This is a genomic window from Aeromonas sp. S12(2024) (genome assembly GCF_041402305.1).
Classification (GTDB): domain Bacteria; phylum Pseudomonadota; class Gammaproteobacteria; order Enterobacterales; family Aeromonadaceae; genus Aeromonas; species Aeromonas veronii.
In genome coordinates, this window is record NZ_JBGLRB010000016.1 from 91,276 (window position 1) to 105,135 (window position 13,860).

Below are 13,860 nucleotides of genomic sequence, written 5' to 3' on the forward strand. Positions count from 1 at the left end.
CTAGCCCTCTCCCAAAGGGAGAGGGAACTGTTCGGCAGTGATCATCGCCAGCCGGGCGCTGAAAATTCCGTTCTTCAGCCGGGTATCGATCTTCCAACCGAGTTTCTCGCAGATGCGCTGGATGATGGTGAGGCCACAGCCGTAGCCGAGGATCTGATCCGGCGCCGCCGCCGTCGGGTTGCTGATGGTGAGCACCGGGCCACACAGCTCGATGTCGATATGTCCCTCGGCATAGCTCAGGGCATTTTTCAGCAGGTTGCCGAGGGCGATGGCGAGCAGGGAGAGGGGGGCATTTACTTCGCTGCTCTCGTCCAGATTAAGCCGGATATCGAGGGCCTCTCGCTGCAACAGCGGAGCGAGGCGGGCCAGCTCCTGACGGATCAGCGGGGTGACCTGCTGCAGCGGTCGCTCCACCGCCTCCTTGCGGCCCAGCAGCAGGAAGGTCTCGGTGAGCAGTGCCATCTCGTCGGCGGCGGCGCGTATGCGGGTGGTGGCGCGGGCGGCCGGTGCGGGCAAGTCCGTCACCTTGCCGAGCAGGGCCGCCGAGCCCTGGATCACCATGTTGGGGGTGCGCAGCTCGTGGCTGGCGAAGCGGCTGAACTCCTGCTCGCGGGCGAACACTGCGCTCACCTCCTGCTTGCCGGCCAGCAGCGCCAGCTCGATATCCCGCAGCTCCTGCCAGGGGGCGTCGGGCTCGAAATCCGCCTGATCCGGGGTGAGGTGGGCGACCCTCTGTTGCAGCCGTTGCAGCGGCCCCGTGATATGGCGCACCAGCCAGATGCCGAAGCCGAGGCAGCCCAGCAGCAGGGTCACCCCGATCAGTCGGGTCGCCAGATGCAGCTTGTCTTCGTAGGGGTCGAGGTAGTCGTCAGCGTCGTCGTTGAAGACCAGATAGAGTAGTCCCTCGCCGGAGGGGTGACGGGCCACCAGAAAGTGTTTGTCCTCCTTGCCCAGTTGGTGCTCGAAAAAGCCGGGAGTCTGGTAGGGCTTCAACCACTTGGGCAAGCGGCCTGCCTCGGTCCAGTAGCTGGAGAACTGTCTGGGGCTCGGGGCAGCGGCGGCCGGGCCGAGTCGCAGCCAGTCATCGCCGTAGCGGGTCACTTCCGCTTCCAGCCAGTGGCGCAGGCTCAGCTCCTCCATCTTGTCTTCGGCCACCAGCATCAGGCCGGAGAGCAGGATCAGCAGCACCACCCCGGCGCCACCGAGCGCCATGATCAGGCGGCGACGCAGGCTCGGCAGGCTCATGCGCTCACCAGTCGGTAGCCCTGGCCGTGGAGGGTCTCCAGCATGGGAGTGGGGAAGGGTTTGTCGAGCGCGTTGCGCAGGGCGTAGATGTGGCTGCGCAGGGCATCGGAGTCGGGCTCCTCATCCCCCCAGACGGTGTCGAGCACCTCCTGACGGCTGACGATGGCGGGGGCGCGGCGGGCCAGCAGGGCGAGGATTTGGAACGGGATCTTGCCGAGCTTGAGGGGCTCACCGGCGCGGGTGGCGCGGCCGCTGGCGACATCGACCGTCAGATCGCCAAAGCTGATGGCCCCCACATCGCCGCGCGGGCCACGCAGGCTCAGAGCTTGCAGCCGTACTTCCAGCTCCTCCATGGCGAACGGCTTGACCAGATAGTCATCCCCTCCCGCCTTGAAGCCTGCCAGCTTGTCCTCCAGGCTGTCACGGGCGGTGAGAAACAGCACGGGAGTGGCAATCCCCTGCTCGCGCAGGCGCGCCACCGTGCTGAGGCCATCGAGGCGCGGCATCATCACATCCATGATGATGACGTCGAAACGCTGATCCTCCAGCAGTTGCAGCGCCGCCTGACCGTGATAGGCACAATCGAGGCGGTGACCGGCCAGCTCCAGATAATCCATGATGGTTTCCGCCACCTGAGGATTGTCTTCCACTACCAAAATCTTCATGCTTTGCTCTCCTGGTTGGCGAGCGTTTCACGCTCTTTTCACACCGGATTCGGCATCCTGTTTGCCAGTGTAACCCCGAGGATCCCTGATGAAGAAGTCTCTCTGCGCCCTCCTGCTGCTTATCTTGTTGCCACTTGGCACCGCACAGGCGACCGAATTCAAACTGACCGGCCGCACCACCTGGCAGCTTGGCCAGTTGATGGTCAACGGCATGCCGTTCGTGATCGACGACCAGACCCGCTTCAAGGATTGGCTCAACGAAGATGATCTCGGCGGCACCTGGGTCGAGATGAAGGGGGTGGTGGAGAACGGCGTGCGCTATGTACGCAAGGTCGAGGCCCTCGACGAAGATGACAAGGACGAGATGGATCTGGAGGGGCCGGTGGAAAGGGGGCGGATCTGGGGCTACACCACCTCGGACAACAGTCTGGCGCCGTTCGAAGGGCGCTGGCTGGAGCTGGAGTGCAAGTTTGACGGCATGCGTCTGAGCCGTTGCCGCGAGGATGACTGATCCGATCTCTGCATTCCGATTAGAAATGCTCCCGAATGAAGCCCATGCTTGTCCAGCATGGGCTTTTTGTTCAGGGACGAACGAAGATGGAACAATCGAGAAAGTGGTGTGCATGGATGCTGGGTGTACCGCTCTGGGCGGCGCAGGCGGGAGCCGACGAATTGTGGCTGGTGGAGCTGGAGCACAGCGACGGCATCCGCCTGCAATTTCAGGGGGCCGAGGTGGAACAGGGCAGTGCCGCCGTTTGGCGGCAGGGGGAGATTTGGCCGCAGCCACTCAAGCCCGGCGACCAGCTCGCCCTGCTGGTGGCCGATGGCGTTGCCACCCGCATTGAGCTGCTGGCCGCCAGAGCCCCGCTGGCCAATCTGCCCTGGCAGCGGGCGCAAGATCGCCTGCAATCCTTCGATGAACGGCAGCTCACGCTGGCAACCCTGGGCACTGTGCCACTCAATCCGCTGGTGCGCTGGGTCAACGGTTCGGCCGCCGATCTGCATGCCGGGAGCGAGCTGGTATTGATCCGTTCGGCGGATGGAATATTGCAGGGAATTGAAGTGATCAATCCGGAAGAGTAATTCAGCATCTTCTTATTTAATATAGCTTCACCATATTGTGGCAGCCATTAAATAATGGCTGTCACAATATTTATGATTTATTCCTCAATAAAGTCATCGCTCTAATTATTTTCTTATACCACCATTATTTTGTTTGTCATGGATGTTTTTTGGTGGTTTATTTTATTTGTGTCAGGTTTTGTCGGAGTCCATACCTGTCAAATGAAAAAGGATATTTCTACACAATAACAATTATCGTATGTCTGAAAGAGGGATAAATGATGAATAGAATAATTACCGCCAATCTGGCGTTTTTGGCGTCTTCATTGATGCTCGCTCAGGTGCAGGCGGCTGAACCTGTCTACCCTGATCAGGTCAAGTGGGCGGGTCTTGGCACGGGCGTCTGTGCCAGTGGTTATCGTCCTCTGACCCGCGATGAAGCCATGAGTATCAAGGGTAATCTGGTCAGCCGCATGGGGCAGTGGCAGATTACCGGGCTGGCTGACCGCTGGGTGATTATGGGGTCGGGATATAATGGCGAAATCAAACAGGGCACTGCCGGAGAAACCTGGTGCTATCCCAATTCACCGGTTTCCGGAGAAATACCAACACTCTCTGACTGGAATATTCCGGCGGGTGATGAGGTCGATGTGCAATGGCGGCTTGTCCACGACAATGATTATTTTATCAAACCAGTCAGCTATCTCGCTCATTATTTGGGATACGCCTGGGTGGGTGGAAATCATAGCCCCTATGTCGGGGAGGATATGGATGTTACCCGGGTTGGCGATGGCTGGCTGATAAAGGGAAATAATGACGGCGGCTGCTCCGGATATCGTTGCGGGGAGAAGAGCTCCATCAAGGTAAGCAACTTCTCATATACCCTGGAACCCGACTCCTTCAGCCATGGTCAGGTCACCGAGAGCGGCAAGCAGCTGGTCAAGACCATCACGGCCAATGCGACCAACTACACCGACCTGCCCCAGCAGGTGGTGGTGACCCTGAAGTACGACAAGGCCACTAACTGGTCGAAGACCGACACCTACAGCCTGAGCGAGAAGGTGACCACCAAGAACAAGTTTCAGTGGCCGCTGGTGGGGGAAACCGAACTGGCTATCGAGATCGCTGCGAGCCAGAGCTGGGCCTCCCAGAAAGGGGGCTCGACGACCGAGACCGTCTCGGTTGAAGCGCGCCCCACGGTGCCGCCTCACTCCAGCCTGCCGGTGCGGGTTGCCCTCTACAAGTCCAACATCTCCTACCCCTACGAGTTCAAGGCCGAGGTCAATTATGACCTGACCATGAAGGGCTTCCTGCGTTGGGGCGGCAATGCCTGGTATACCCATCCTGAGAATCGCCCGACCTGGGAGCATACCTTTGCCGTCGGCCCGTTCCGCGACAAGGCGAGCAGCATCCGCTACCAGTGGGACAAGCGTTATATCCCGGGTGAAGTGAAGTGGTGGGACTGGAACTGGACCATCAGCGAGTATGGTTTGTCGACCATGCAGAATAACCTGGGTCGTGTGCTGCGCCCGATCCGTTCGGCAGTGACCGGTGACTTCTATGCCGAGAGCCAGTTTGCCGGCGATATCGAAATCGGTCAGCCCCAGACCCGTTCCGCGAAGGCTGCCCAGTTGCGCAGTGCCTCTGCCGATGAGGTGGCGCTTACCGGTGTGGATCTGGACAGCGAGGCTCTTGCCAACGAAGGCTTTGGCAACGTATCCCTGACCATAGTTCCGGTTCAATAACCTCCCTCGCAGGCCCCTTTCATAGGGGCCTGTTTCTGTTCTGCGCAAGACGATGCACTTGCCCTGCGCCCCTCTTTTTGTCCTCCTGTCCCTGAATGATCACAGTGGGAAACTATGGCTTGCCAAGGTGATGCCAACGCAGGTTTGACCTCTGTTTGGGGTGGCCCCGTGAGCGAGGCATTGTTCACTCATTTGTTGAAAGAGGCGTGTTGGCCAGATTGTTAACGGCTTGTGCTTTAAATTTTCCCCCTTATACTGGCGCCATCTTGTCGGAGTGCTGACCGTCGAACGACGCGAAGCTGAGACCGTTAATTCGGGATCCGTGGAACCTGATCAGGTTAAAACCTGCGAAGGGAACAAGGGTAACTTGCGGGTTACCGCGCCGGAGGAGGAACAAGCCTCTTCCGCTCATCGAAGGGATCACCCTTGATGGGTCAGGGCGCACAGGAGGGAGTCTGTCCCGTCCGGTTGTCCAGCACGTGGGGCGCCTTGCCCAAAGCATGCAGAGAGCGGGAAGTGGCAGAACAACAGAGCGGAGATCCATCCCGCGCGCACTCCCTCCCGAGATAAACACCCCGCCGCAAGTTCATCTTCTCCTCGAACTCCAGACAAGCAAACACCCATAACTTCAACCAGTTAATGTGAGTTTTGCTATGTCTACTTCCGTATCTGATATCGCCAAATCCAGCCGCCGCGAGCAGCGCTCCAGCGCCCAGGCCTTTATCGACAGCCTCAAGGGGATGGCTCACCCCAACTCCCGCCGCATCTTTATCGAAGGCTCCCGCGCAGATATCCGTGTCCCGCTGCGGGAGATCCAGCTGGCCGACACCTTCGTCGGCGGCACCAAAGACGATCCCAAGTTTGAACCCAACGAGCCGGTGCCGGTCTACGACACCTCGGGCCGTTACGGGGAGGAGGGGGTCGCCATCGACGTGCGCCGCGGCTTGCCGCGCCTGCGGGAGAACTGGGTGCTGGAGCGTGATGATACCGACGAACTGCCGGGGCTCAGCTCCACCTTCACTCAGGAGCGGCTGGCCGACGAGGGGCTGGATCACCTGCGCTTCGAGCATCTGCCGAAACCGCGCCGCGCCAAGCCGGGTCGTCGGGTTACCCAGCTGCACTATGCTCGTGCCGGCATCGTCACTCCCGAGATGGAATTTATCGCCATTCGCGAAAACATGGGCCGTGAGCGGGTGCGCTCCGAGCTCCTGCGCACCCAGCATCCGGGCCGCGATTTCGGTGCCCGCCTGCCCCAGAACATCACCCCCGAATTCGTGCGCGATGAGGTGGCCGCCGGTCGCGCCATCATCCCCAGCAACATCAACCACCCGGAAGCGGAGCCGATGATCATCGGCCGCAATTTTCTGGTGAAGATCAACGCCAACATCGGCAACTCGGCGGTCACCTCCAGCATCGAAGAGGAGGTGGAGAAGCTGGTGTGGTCGACCCGCTGGGGCGCCGACACCGTGATGGATCTCTCCACCGGCCGCTATATCCACGAGACTCGCGAGTGGATCCTGCGCAACAGCCCGGTGCCCATCGGTACCGTGCCCATCTATCAGGCGCTGGAAAAGACCAACGGCATCGCCGAAGACCTCACCTGGGAGCTGTTCCGTGACACTCTGCTGGAGCAGGCCGAGCAGGGGGTGGACTACTTCACCATCCACGCTGGCGTCCTGCTGCGCTTCGTGCCAATGACCGCCAAGCGCCTCACCGGCATCGTCTCGCGCGGCGGCAGCATCATGGCCAAGTGGTGCCTCTCCCACCACAAGGAGAACTTCCTCTATCAGCACTTTCGCGAGATCTGCGAGATCTGCGCCGCCTATGACGTGGCCTTGTCGCTGGGCGACGGTCTGCGCCCGGGCTCTGTCTATGACGCCAACGACGAGGCCCAGTTCGCCGAGCTGCGCACCCTGGGTGAGCTGACCCAAATTGCCTGGGAGTACGACGTGCAGGTGATGATCGAAGGGCCGGGCCATGTGCCGATGCACATGATCGAGCGCAACATGACCGAGCAGCTGGAGCACTGCCACGAGGCACCGTTCTATACTCTTGGCCCGCTCACCACCGACATCGCGCCGGGTTACGATCACTTCACCTCTGGCATCGGTGCGGCGCTCATCGGCTGGTACGGCTGCGCCATGCTCTGCTACGTCACCCCCAAGGAGCATCTGGGGCTGCCCAACAAGGAGGATGTGAAGCAGGGGCTGATTACCTACAAGATCGCCGCTCACGCCGCCGATCTGGCCAAGGGTCACCCGGGCGCCCAGATCCGCGACAACGCCATGTCCAAGGCGCGCTTCGAGTTCCGCTGGGAGGATCAGTTCAATCTGGCGCTGGATCCCGACACCGCCCGCGCCTATCACGACGAGACCCTGCCGCAGGAGTCCGGCAAGGTGGCCCACTTCTGCTCCATGTGCGGGCCCAAGTTCTGCTCCATGAAGATCACTCAGGATGTGCGTGCTTATGCCGCCGAACTGAATGCCGCCAAGCTGGAAGTGGTAGAGATCAAGCTGGTCGGTATGGATGGCCAGCAGGAGCAGGTAGTGGCTCAGGTCGAGAGCGGCATGGCCCGTAAGGAGCCCGAGACCTTCAAGCAGGCCGAGGTAGTGCGCGGCATGGAGCGGATGGCCGAGACTTTCAAGGAGACCGGCGGCGAGATCTACCATCAGGCGGCGGTGCTGAAACAGGCCGCAGGGGAGGAGGCGTGAGCAGCGCAAGCGGGGCTGTCAGCCCCGCCGACCTGTCGCCCGTGACCGACTCTCGCCCAGTTGTCTGGACCATCGCCGGTTCCGACTCCGGCGGTGGCGCCGGCATTCAGGCCGACTTGCACACATTGCACGACCTTGGCGTGCACGGCTGTTCGGTTATCTCCGCCATCACCGCCCAGAACTCGGTGGCGGTGAAGATGGTCGACCCCGTGCTGATGCAGACCTTCACCGCCCAGATCGACGCCCTCGGCGTCGATCTGCCGCCTGCCGCCATCAAGATCGGCCTGCTGCCGACCCGGCTTCATGTCGAAGTGCTGGCCCGCCGACTGGCAACTATTGGGAGTCCCTTCGTGGTCTACGATCCGGTGGCCATCGCCAGCACCGGCACCCCGATGGCGGAGCCCAATATGCTGGAGGCGGTGCGCGAGCAGCTGTTGCCACGTCTGTCGCTCATCACCCCCAACGGCCCCGAACTGGAAGCCCTGACCGGCATTCCCGCGACCAGCCCGGTGCTGGTGCGCTTCGCCGCCCAGCGGCTGCGCGAACTCGGCGCCCGCGCCGTGCTGGTCAAGGGCGGCCATCTGGGTTGGAGCGGTGAGCTCTGCCTCGACTACTACCAGGACGAGACCCGCGAATTCTGGCTGGCGGCGCCGCGCCTGAATACCCGCCACGGCCACGGTACAGGTTGTTGCTACGCCAGCGCCATCGCCGCCGTGGTGGCGCAGGATTATCCGGTGGAGGACGCCTTCACCCTGGCGCGTGCCTACCTGCAACAGGGGTTGGCGGCAGCGCAGGGAGTGGGGGCTGGCCCGGGGCCCATCGCCCATCTCGGCTGGCCAGCCGATCTTGCCCACTTCCCCCGCGCCGTGTTGGCGGGATCAACCCTCGATCGCCGCTTCGGACTTTATCAGACAAGCAGCGCCCGCCTGCCGCAGGGCCCCTTTGCGCCGACCGAACACAACCTCGGCCTCTATCCGGTGGTGGATTCGGTCAAGTGGCTGCGCCGCCTGCTGGGGCAGGGGGTCAAAACCATCCAGCTGCGGATCAAGAATCTGCCCGCCGCAGAGGTGGCGCCGGCCATTCGTGATGCTGTGGCGCTTGGTCGCCGCTATGGGGCGCGGCTCTTTATCAACGACTACTGGCAGCAGGCCATCGAGGCGGGCGCCTGGGGCGTGCATCTGGGGCAAGAGGATATGGAGACCGCCGATCTCGCCGCCATTCAGGCGGCCGGGCTGCGCCTTGGCATCTCCACCCACGGCTACTTCGAGCTGATGCGAGCCCGCGAGCTGGCCCCCTCCTATATGGCGCTGGGTCATATCTTCCCGACCAATACCAAGGCGATGCCTTCACGCCCGCAGGGGCTGGTGCGGTTGCACCGCTACCGCGCCCTGATGGCGGAGTGGCCGACGGTGGCCATCGGTGGCATCAGCGAGGAGCGGGTGGCGGCGGTCAAGGCAAGCGGGGTCGGCAGTATCGCGCTGGTCTCGGCCATTACTGCCAGCGACGACTGGCAGGGGGCGACCGAACGGCTGTTCGCGGCCGTGGGGACAGGGGATGAGCCGCGTTCAGCACTGCTCATGACCGACTTGCAGGAGGCTGCCCATGCTCTCTGATGCTGAGTATTTGCGATACGGCCGCCAGCTGATGCTGGCGGAAGTAGGGGAGGCGGGTCAGGCGCGGCTGAAAGATAAGTCCGTACTGATCGTCGGTCTCGGCGGGCTTGGCTCGCCGCTCGCCCTCTATCTGGCCGGGGCCGGTGTGGGCACCTTGTGGCTGGCCGATGGCGATACGGTCGATTCCAGCAACTTGCCGCGCCAGATCCTGTTCGATAGCGAGGCGGTCAACCACTCCAAGGCGGAGCTGGCCCGCGAGCGCTTGGCTGCCCACAACCCACTGGTGGAGCTGATTGCCATCAACCAGCGGCTCGATGCCGCCAGCCTGCCGGAGTTTGTGGCCGAGGTAGATCTGGTGATCGACTGCTGCGACAACCTCGCCACTCGGCAAGCCATCAACGCCGCCTGCGTGGCTCAGGGCAAGCCGTGGATCTCCGCCGCCGCAGTGGGGTGGCAGGGGCAGCTGATGGCGCGCACCAGCAGTGAGCACGCCTGTTACGCCTGCCTCTATCCGCTGGATACCAAGGTGAGCCAGAGCTGCGAAACCAGCGGCGTCACCGGCCCGCTGGTCGGGGTGATGGGCTCTTTGCAGGCGCTGGAGGCATTGAAACTGCTGCTCGGTTTGCCAAGTCCGGTCGCTGGCACATTGCGCCGCTTCGATGCTTTGACCCATCAGTGGCAGACCCTCACTCTGGCTCCCGACCCCGATTGCCCGGTTTGCGGGCAGCGCCGATGCCCGGCACACGATAAGGAGATCACCCCATGACCCTCACCATCCGACTCAACGATAAAGCCCAGCCGCTGACGGCAGGGCAGAGCGTGGCCGACCTGCTGGCGGCGCAAGACGTTAATCCACAGGGAGTGGCGGTAGCCCTAAATGGGGCCGTGCTGCCCCGTGGCCGCTGGGCCGAGACCCGTCTCAATGACGGGGACGAACTTCACCTCTTTACCGCCATTGCCGGAGGCTGACATGCTGACCATTGCCGATCACACCTTCTCATCGCGCCTCTTTACCGGCACCGGCAAGTTTGCCCGCCCGGAACTGATGGCCGCCGCCATCGAGGCGAGCGGATCCCAACTGGTCACCATGGCTATCAAGCGGCTCGAACCGGGCAAGGCCCACGACGATATCCTGAGCCCCTTGCGGCAACTCGGGGTCAAGCTGCTGCCCAACACTTCCGGCGCCAAGACCGCCGCCGAGGCGTTATTTGCCGCCCATCTCGCCCGCGAGGCGCTGGGCACAAACTGGCTGAAGCTGGAGATCCACCCCGACCCGCGCTATCTGCTGCCCGATCCCATCGAGACGCTGAAAGCCGCCGAGCAGCTGGTGAAAGAGGGCTTCGTGGTGCTGCCCTACTGCGGTGCCGACCCCGTGCTCTGCAAGCGGCTGGAAGAGGTGGGCTGCGCCGCCGTGATGCCGCTGGGCGCCCCCATCGGTTCCAATCAGGGGCTGGTGACCCGGGAGTTTCTCTCCATCATCGTCGAGCAGGCCAATGTGCCTGTGGTAGTTGATGCGGGCATCGGTGCGCCGAGCCATGCCGCCGCCGCTTTTGAGCTGGGCGCCGATGCCGTGCTGGTCAACACCGCCATCGCGGTGAGCGGCGACCCGGTCGCCATGGGCCGCGCCTTTGCACTGGCCTGCACTGCCGGTCGCAGCGCCTATGAGGCAGGTCTCGGCGCCCGCGCCCTGCAGGCCCAAGCCTCCAGCCCGCTCACCGATTTTCTGGGGGCGTTATGAGTCATGATGCTGGCGCGATGAGTGACTTCGAGCCTTTTGTACAACCCCAAGTGCGCCCGAGTGATAGCCCCCCTCTCGGCTCTTCACAAAATAAGGGAGAGGGGCTGGGGGTGAGGACTAAGGAGCCAACCTTTCTCGACCGCTGGCACGAACTGGAGTGGGACGATATCGGCATGCAGATCCGCGCCAAAACTGCCGCCGATGTAGCGCGAGGCCTAAGCGCACCGCGCCGTACCCTGAGCGACTTTATGGCGCTGATCTCGCCAGCCGCCGAGGCGTATCTGCCGCAGATGGCGGCCGAGGCCGAGCGGCTCACCCGCCAGCGCTTTGGCAACACCATCGGCTTCTATGTGCCGCTCTATCTGTCGAACCTCTGCGCCAACGACTGCACCTACTGCGGCTTCTCCATGAGCAACCGCCTCAAGCGCAAAACCCTGAATGTAGAGGAGATAGAGCGCGAGTGTCTGGCCATCAAGGCGCGCGGTTTTGACAGCGTGCTGCTGGTGACCGGCGAGCACGAGCACAAGGTGGGGCTCGCCTATTTTCGCGAGGTGATGCCCATCATCCGCCGCCACTTCAGCACGGTGGGGATGGAGGTGCAGCCCCTCTCGCAGGCCGAATATGCCGAGCTGAAAAGCCTCGGCCTCGATTCGGTCATGGTCTATCAGGAGACCTACCACGCCCCCACCTACGCCCGCCACCACCTGCGTGGCAACAAGCGGGACATCGCGTGGCGCCTCGCCACACCGGATCGGCTCGGTCGCGCCGGTATCGACAAGATTGGGCTGGGGGCGCTGATCGGCCTCTCCTCGGACTGGCGCGCCGACAGCTACTTTGTCGCCGAGCATCTGAGCTGGCTTGAGCGCCACCACTGGCAGAGCCGCTACTCGCTCTCCTTCCCGCGCCTGCGCCCCTGCACCGGTGGGCTGGAGCCTGCCGTGGTCATGTCGGATCGTCAGCTGGCCCAGCTTATCTGCGCCTGGCGCCTCTTCTCGCCCACGCTGGACTTGTCGCTCTCCACCCGCGAATCGGCCACCTTTCGCAACGGCGCGGTGCGCCTTGGCATCACCCAGATGTCGGCCGAGTCGCGCACCCAGCCGGGTGGCTATGCCGAAGGGGATGCCGAGGAGCTGGAGCAGTTCGCCATACACGACGACCGCCCGGTGGGGGAAGTGGCCGCCGCCGTGCGGCAGGCGGGGTTGCAGCCGGTGTTTAAAGATTGGGAACCCTTCTTGGGCCGATAGGGGCGGCCACGCCCCTTTTGCCGGTGGCATCCCGGCGTCCAGCCAGATTCCGTGCCTGTGGCAAGCAGGCACGGCTGCGCCGTGCAATCGTAGGGTCGATTAGCCGTCAGGCGTAATCGTCCGGGGGATAGTCGATGGCACGGCTTTGCCGTGCAGGACGCGAGGCCGCTGGCCTCGAAGGGTTTTCGCCCGCCCTTCGGGCCGGGGCGAGTGACTTTGGAAAGACCCGCTCTCTTCAAAAAATGCACCAAAGGTCTTCTCCCCCGCTTATTCGCCCGACTTACGTCGGGTTCCTTCGGCTCACCCGCTTGTCCGACGGCACGCGGCGACGAGCCATCCATGGCCCGGCGCCGCTCGCTCGACATCCTGTCTCGCGGCCTGGACAAGCGGGCTCGCCTCAGCGAATAAGAGGGGGAACCAAAACCGTGCCCGCGATAGTTTCAGAGGTGGTCATAGAGTTCAATAAACAGAGAGCATTACACACAATATTAACCCTACTGAATTACGGTACCGCCTTCCATAATTAACTAATAGCTTTAATGTTAATGTGGTTCGTGTAGAATTCATTTATTTGAAATTACTTTTGATTTTTTAGGAGATGCGGATGATTGAGTACATTGATTTCGAACTGGATGGTAGTTTAGACAAAAAAATAAAAATAAAGCTAGATAATAAAAATCTTATCATAACAGGAGCTAATGGTTGTGGTAAGACAAGACTTCTAAATCAACTTGATAAATATTTACAGAGTTTTTTAAAACGAAATATCAGGTCAGAAGCTACTATCTTAAATGAGATAGAATCGCGTAACAGAAGACTTTCTTCAATGGACGTTTCAGATGCCAACTATCCTTATAATCAACATAAACTTAAGGAGTTGCAATTTGAACTTGCACAAAATTCAAAAAGTAAAATAGGATTTACCAATGTCGAAGAAATATTTAGGTTAGTTGATTCAAATAATCTTATATTCCGTTTTTTTGAAGCTAATCGTCTAGCCAATCAATTGGCAAGTGATGGTAAGGTTGATAGCATAGCATCGATAAAAAGTAGTGGGAAACATGAATGGCTTCAGGTCGACTCAAGTGATAAATTTGAGAAGTATCTGGTTGGATATTTCAATTATGGAAGTCATATTATTGCTAGAGAAAAAGACAAAAGCAAGGCGGAATTTATTGATGAATGGTTTAAAAAGGTAGAGAAAGATCTGCAAAGTTTATTTGAAGACCCAGCATTGGCGCTGCAATATAGTCCGGAGGAGCAAGTTTTTTACATTGTTCAGCCAGGTAAAATACCATTTAGATTTAATGAATTATCATCAGGGTATAGCTCTATACTGAGTATATATGCTGATTTGTTAATGAAGGTTGAGCTGAGGGATGTATCAGCAGATGAAATCGTTGGATTTGTTTTGATTGATGAGATAGATGCACATTTACATGTTTCAATTCAAAGAAAGATATTCTCATTTTTCGATAATGCATTCCCCAAAATACAGTTTATTATTACAACGCATTCACCATTTGTGGTCCAATCAGTAAATGACGCTGTCATTTATGACTTAAGCAAAATGGAGTGTTTAGAAGACTTATCTATGTATTCTTATGAGTCAATTTTGAAAGGTTTGCTAGGTGTTGATAGTACATCTCACCTATTAAATGAGCAGCTGGAGTTGATGGCTAAACTTATAAATAAAAGGCCTATTAACAAAGATGAGGTGCAAAAGGTTGTTAATTTAATTGAGCCTCATGAAGCACGATTGGATTCGAAGTCGAAAGCGTTTCTTCTCCTTGGTAAGAATGCACTTCTTGATGCTAATGATGGTGAGGAGTAGCAG

General features: G+C 59.9%; 12 protein-coding genes and 1 riboswitch. Of the genes, 10 read left to right on the forward strand and 2 right to left on the reverse strand.

All coding sequences use genetic code 11. The annotated features are described in order from the left end of the window. Positions 1–1,245: a sensor histidine kinase gene (locus ACB035_RS15540; RefSeq protein ID WP_371167627.1), complete on the reverse strand. Its 1,245-nt coding sequence runs from the start codon at positions 1,243–1,245 to the stop codon at positions 1–3. Further along, positions 1,242–1,910: a response regulator transcription factor gene (locus tag ACB035_RS15545; RefSeq protein ID WP_111900303.1), complete on the reverse strand. Its 669-nt coding sequence runs from the start codon at positions 1,908–1,910 to the stop codon at positions 1,242–1,244. The genes ACB035_RS15540 and ACB035_RS15545 overlap by 4 nt, the downstream gene beginning before the upstream one ends. Positions 1,911–1,998: 88 nt before the next feature. Here ACB035_RS15545 and ACB035_RS15550 point away from each other — a divergent pair, with 88 nt between their 5' ends. The 10 genes from ACB035_RS15550 (at position 1,999) to ACB035_RS15595 (ending at position 13,857) form a co-directional block, all read left to right on the forward strand. Further along, positions 1,999–2,421: a hypothetical protein gene (locus tag ACB035_RS15550; RefSeq protein ID WP_371167628.1), complete on the forward strand. Its 423-nt coding sequence runs from the start codon at positions 1,999–2,001 to the stop codon at positions 2,419–2,421. 86 nt (positions 2,422–2,507) lie between these two features. Continuing rightward, positions 2,508–2,993: a hypothetical protein gene (locus tag ACB035_RS15555; protein WP_371167629.1), complete on the forward strand. Its 486-nt coding sequence runs from the start codon at positions 2,508–2,510 to the stop codon at positions 2,991–2,993. Positions 2,994–3,253: 260 nt separating this feature from the next. Then, entirely contained in the window at positions 3,254–4,717 is a 1,464-nt protein-coding gene (aerA, locus tag ACB035_RS15560; RefSeq protein ID WP_013724157.1) for an aerolysin AerA, read from the forward strand. 260 nt (positions 4,718–4,977) lie between these two features. Beyond that, positions 4,978–5,090: riboswitch (TPP riboswitch) on the forward strand. A 280-nt stretch (positions 5,091–5,370) separates the two neighbouring features. After that, the gene (gene thiC / locus ACB035_RS15565) at positions 5,371–7,428 is read left to right on the forward strand and encodes a phosphomethylpyrimidine synthase ThiC (protein ID WP_371167630.1); all 2,058 of its coding nucleotides are present in this window, start codon (positions 5,371–5,373) and stop codon (positions 7,426–7,428) included. Continuing rightward, positions 7,425–9,041: a thiamine phosphate synthase gene (gene thiE, locus ACB035_RS15570; protein ID WP_371167631.1), complete on the forward strand. Its 1,617-nt coding sequence runs from the start codon at positions 7,425–7,427 to the stop codon at positions 9,039–9,041. The genes thiC and thiE overlap by 4 nt, the downstream gene beginning before the upstream one ends. Then, complete coding sequence (locus ACB035_RS15575) at positions 9,031–9,807, forward strand: ThiF family adenylyltransferase (RefSeq protein WP_371167632.1); 777 nt, start codon at positions 9,031–9,033, stop codon at positions 9,805–9,807. The genes thiE and ACB035_RS15575 overlap by 11 nt, the downstream gene beginning before the upstream one ends. Next, positions 9,804–10,010 (forward strand): sulfur carrier protein ThiS, encoded by a 207-nt coding sequence (gene thiS / locus ACB035_RS15580; protein WP_069555221.1) that lies wholly within the window; start codon positions 9,804–9,806, stop codon positions 10,008–10,010. The genes ACB035_RS15575 and thiS overlap by 4 nt, the downstream gene beginning before the upstream one ends. 1 nt (position 10,011) lies before the next feature. Beyond that, positions 10,012–10,779: a thiazole synthase gene (locus tag ACB035_RS15585; protein WP_371167633.1), complete on the forward strand. Its 768-nt coding sequence runs from the start codon at positions 10,012–10,014 to the stop codon at positions 10,777–10,779. Positions 10,780–10,796: 17 nt separating this feature from the next. Then, positions 10,797–12,023, forward strand: coding sequence for a 2-iminoacetate synthase ThiH (gene thiH, locus ACB035_RS15590; RefSeq protein WP_371167641.1), 1,227 nt, complete (start codon positions 10,797–10,799; stop codon positions 12,021–12,023). Positions 12,024–12,627: 604 nt separating this feature from the next. Next, complete coding sequence (locus tag ACB035_RS15595) at positions 12,628–13,857, forward strand: AAA family ATPase (RefSeq protein WP_371167634.1); 1,230 nt, start codon at positions 12,628–12,630, stop codon at positions 13,855–13,857. Positions 13,858–13,860: the final 3 nt, after the last annotated feature.

What these genes read in the sequence shown, in the direction of transcription:
- ACB035_RS15540 (WP_371167627.1), bottom strand. Translation starts at nt 1,245, where the DNA reads ATGAGCCTGCCGAGCCTGCGTCGCCGCCTGATCATGGCGCTCGGTGGC.
- ACB035_RS15545 (WP_111900303.1), bottom strand. Translation starts at nt 1,910, where the DNA reads ATGAAGATTTTGGTAGTGGAAGACAATCCTCAGGTGGCGGAAACCATC.
- ACB035_RS15550 (WP_371167628.1), top strand. Translation starts at nt 1,999, where the DNA reads ATGAAGAAGTCTCTCTGCGCCCTCCTGCTGCTTATCTTGTTGCCACTT.
- ACB035_RS15555 (WP_371167629.1), top strand. Translation starts at nt 2,508, where the DNA reads ATGGAACAATCGAGAAAGTGGTGTGCATGGATGCTGGGTGTACCGCTC.
- aerA (WP_013724157.1), top strand. Translation starts at nt 3,254, where the DNA reads ATGAATAGAATAATTACCGCCAATCTGGCGTTTTTGGCGTCTTCATTG.
- thiC (WP_371167630.1), top strand. Translation starts at nt 5,371, where the DNA reads ATGTCTACTTCCGTATCTGATATCGCCAAATCCAGCCGCCGCGAGCAG.
- ACB035_RS15575 (WP_371167632.1), top strand. Translation starts at nt 9,031, where the DNA reads ATGCTCTCTGATGCTGAGTATTTGCGATACGGCCGCCAGCTGATGCTG.
- thiS (WP_069555221.1), top strand. Translation starts at nt 9,804, where the DNA reads ATGACCCTCACCATCCGACTCAACGATAAAGCCCAGCCGCTGACGGCA.
- ACB035_RS15585 (WP_371167633.1), top strand. Translation starts at nt 10,012, where the DNA reads ATGCTGACCATTGCCGATCACACCTTCTCATCGCGCCTCTTTACCGGC.
- thiH (WP_371167641.1), top strand. Translation starts at nt 10,797, where the DNA reads ATGAGTGACTTCGAGCCTTTTGTACAACCCCAAGTGCGCCCGAGTGAT.
- ACB035_RS15595 (WP_371167634.1), top strand. Translation starts at nt 12,628, where the DNA reads ATGATTGAGTACATTGATTTCGAACTGGATGGTAGTTTAGACAAAAAA.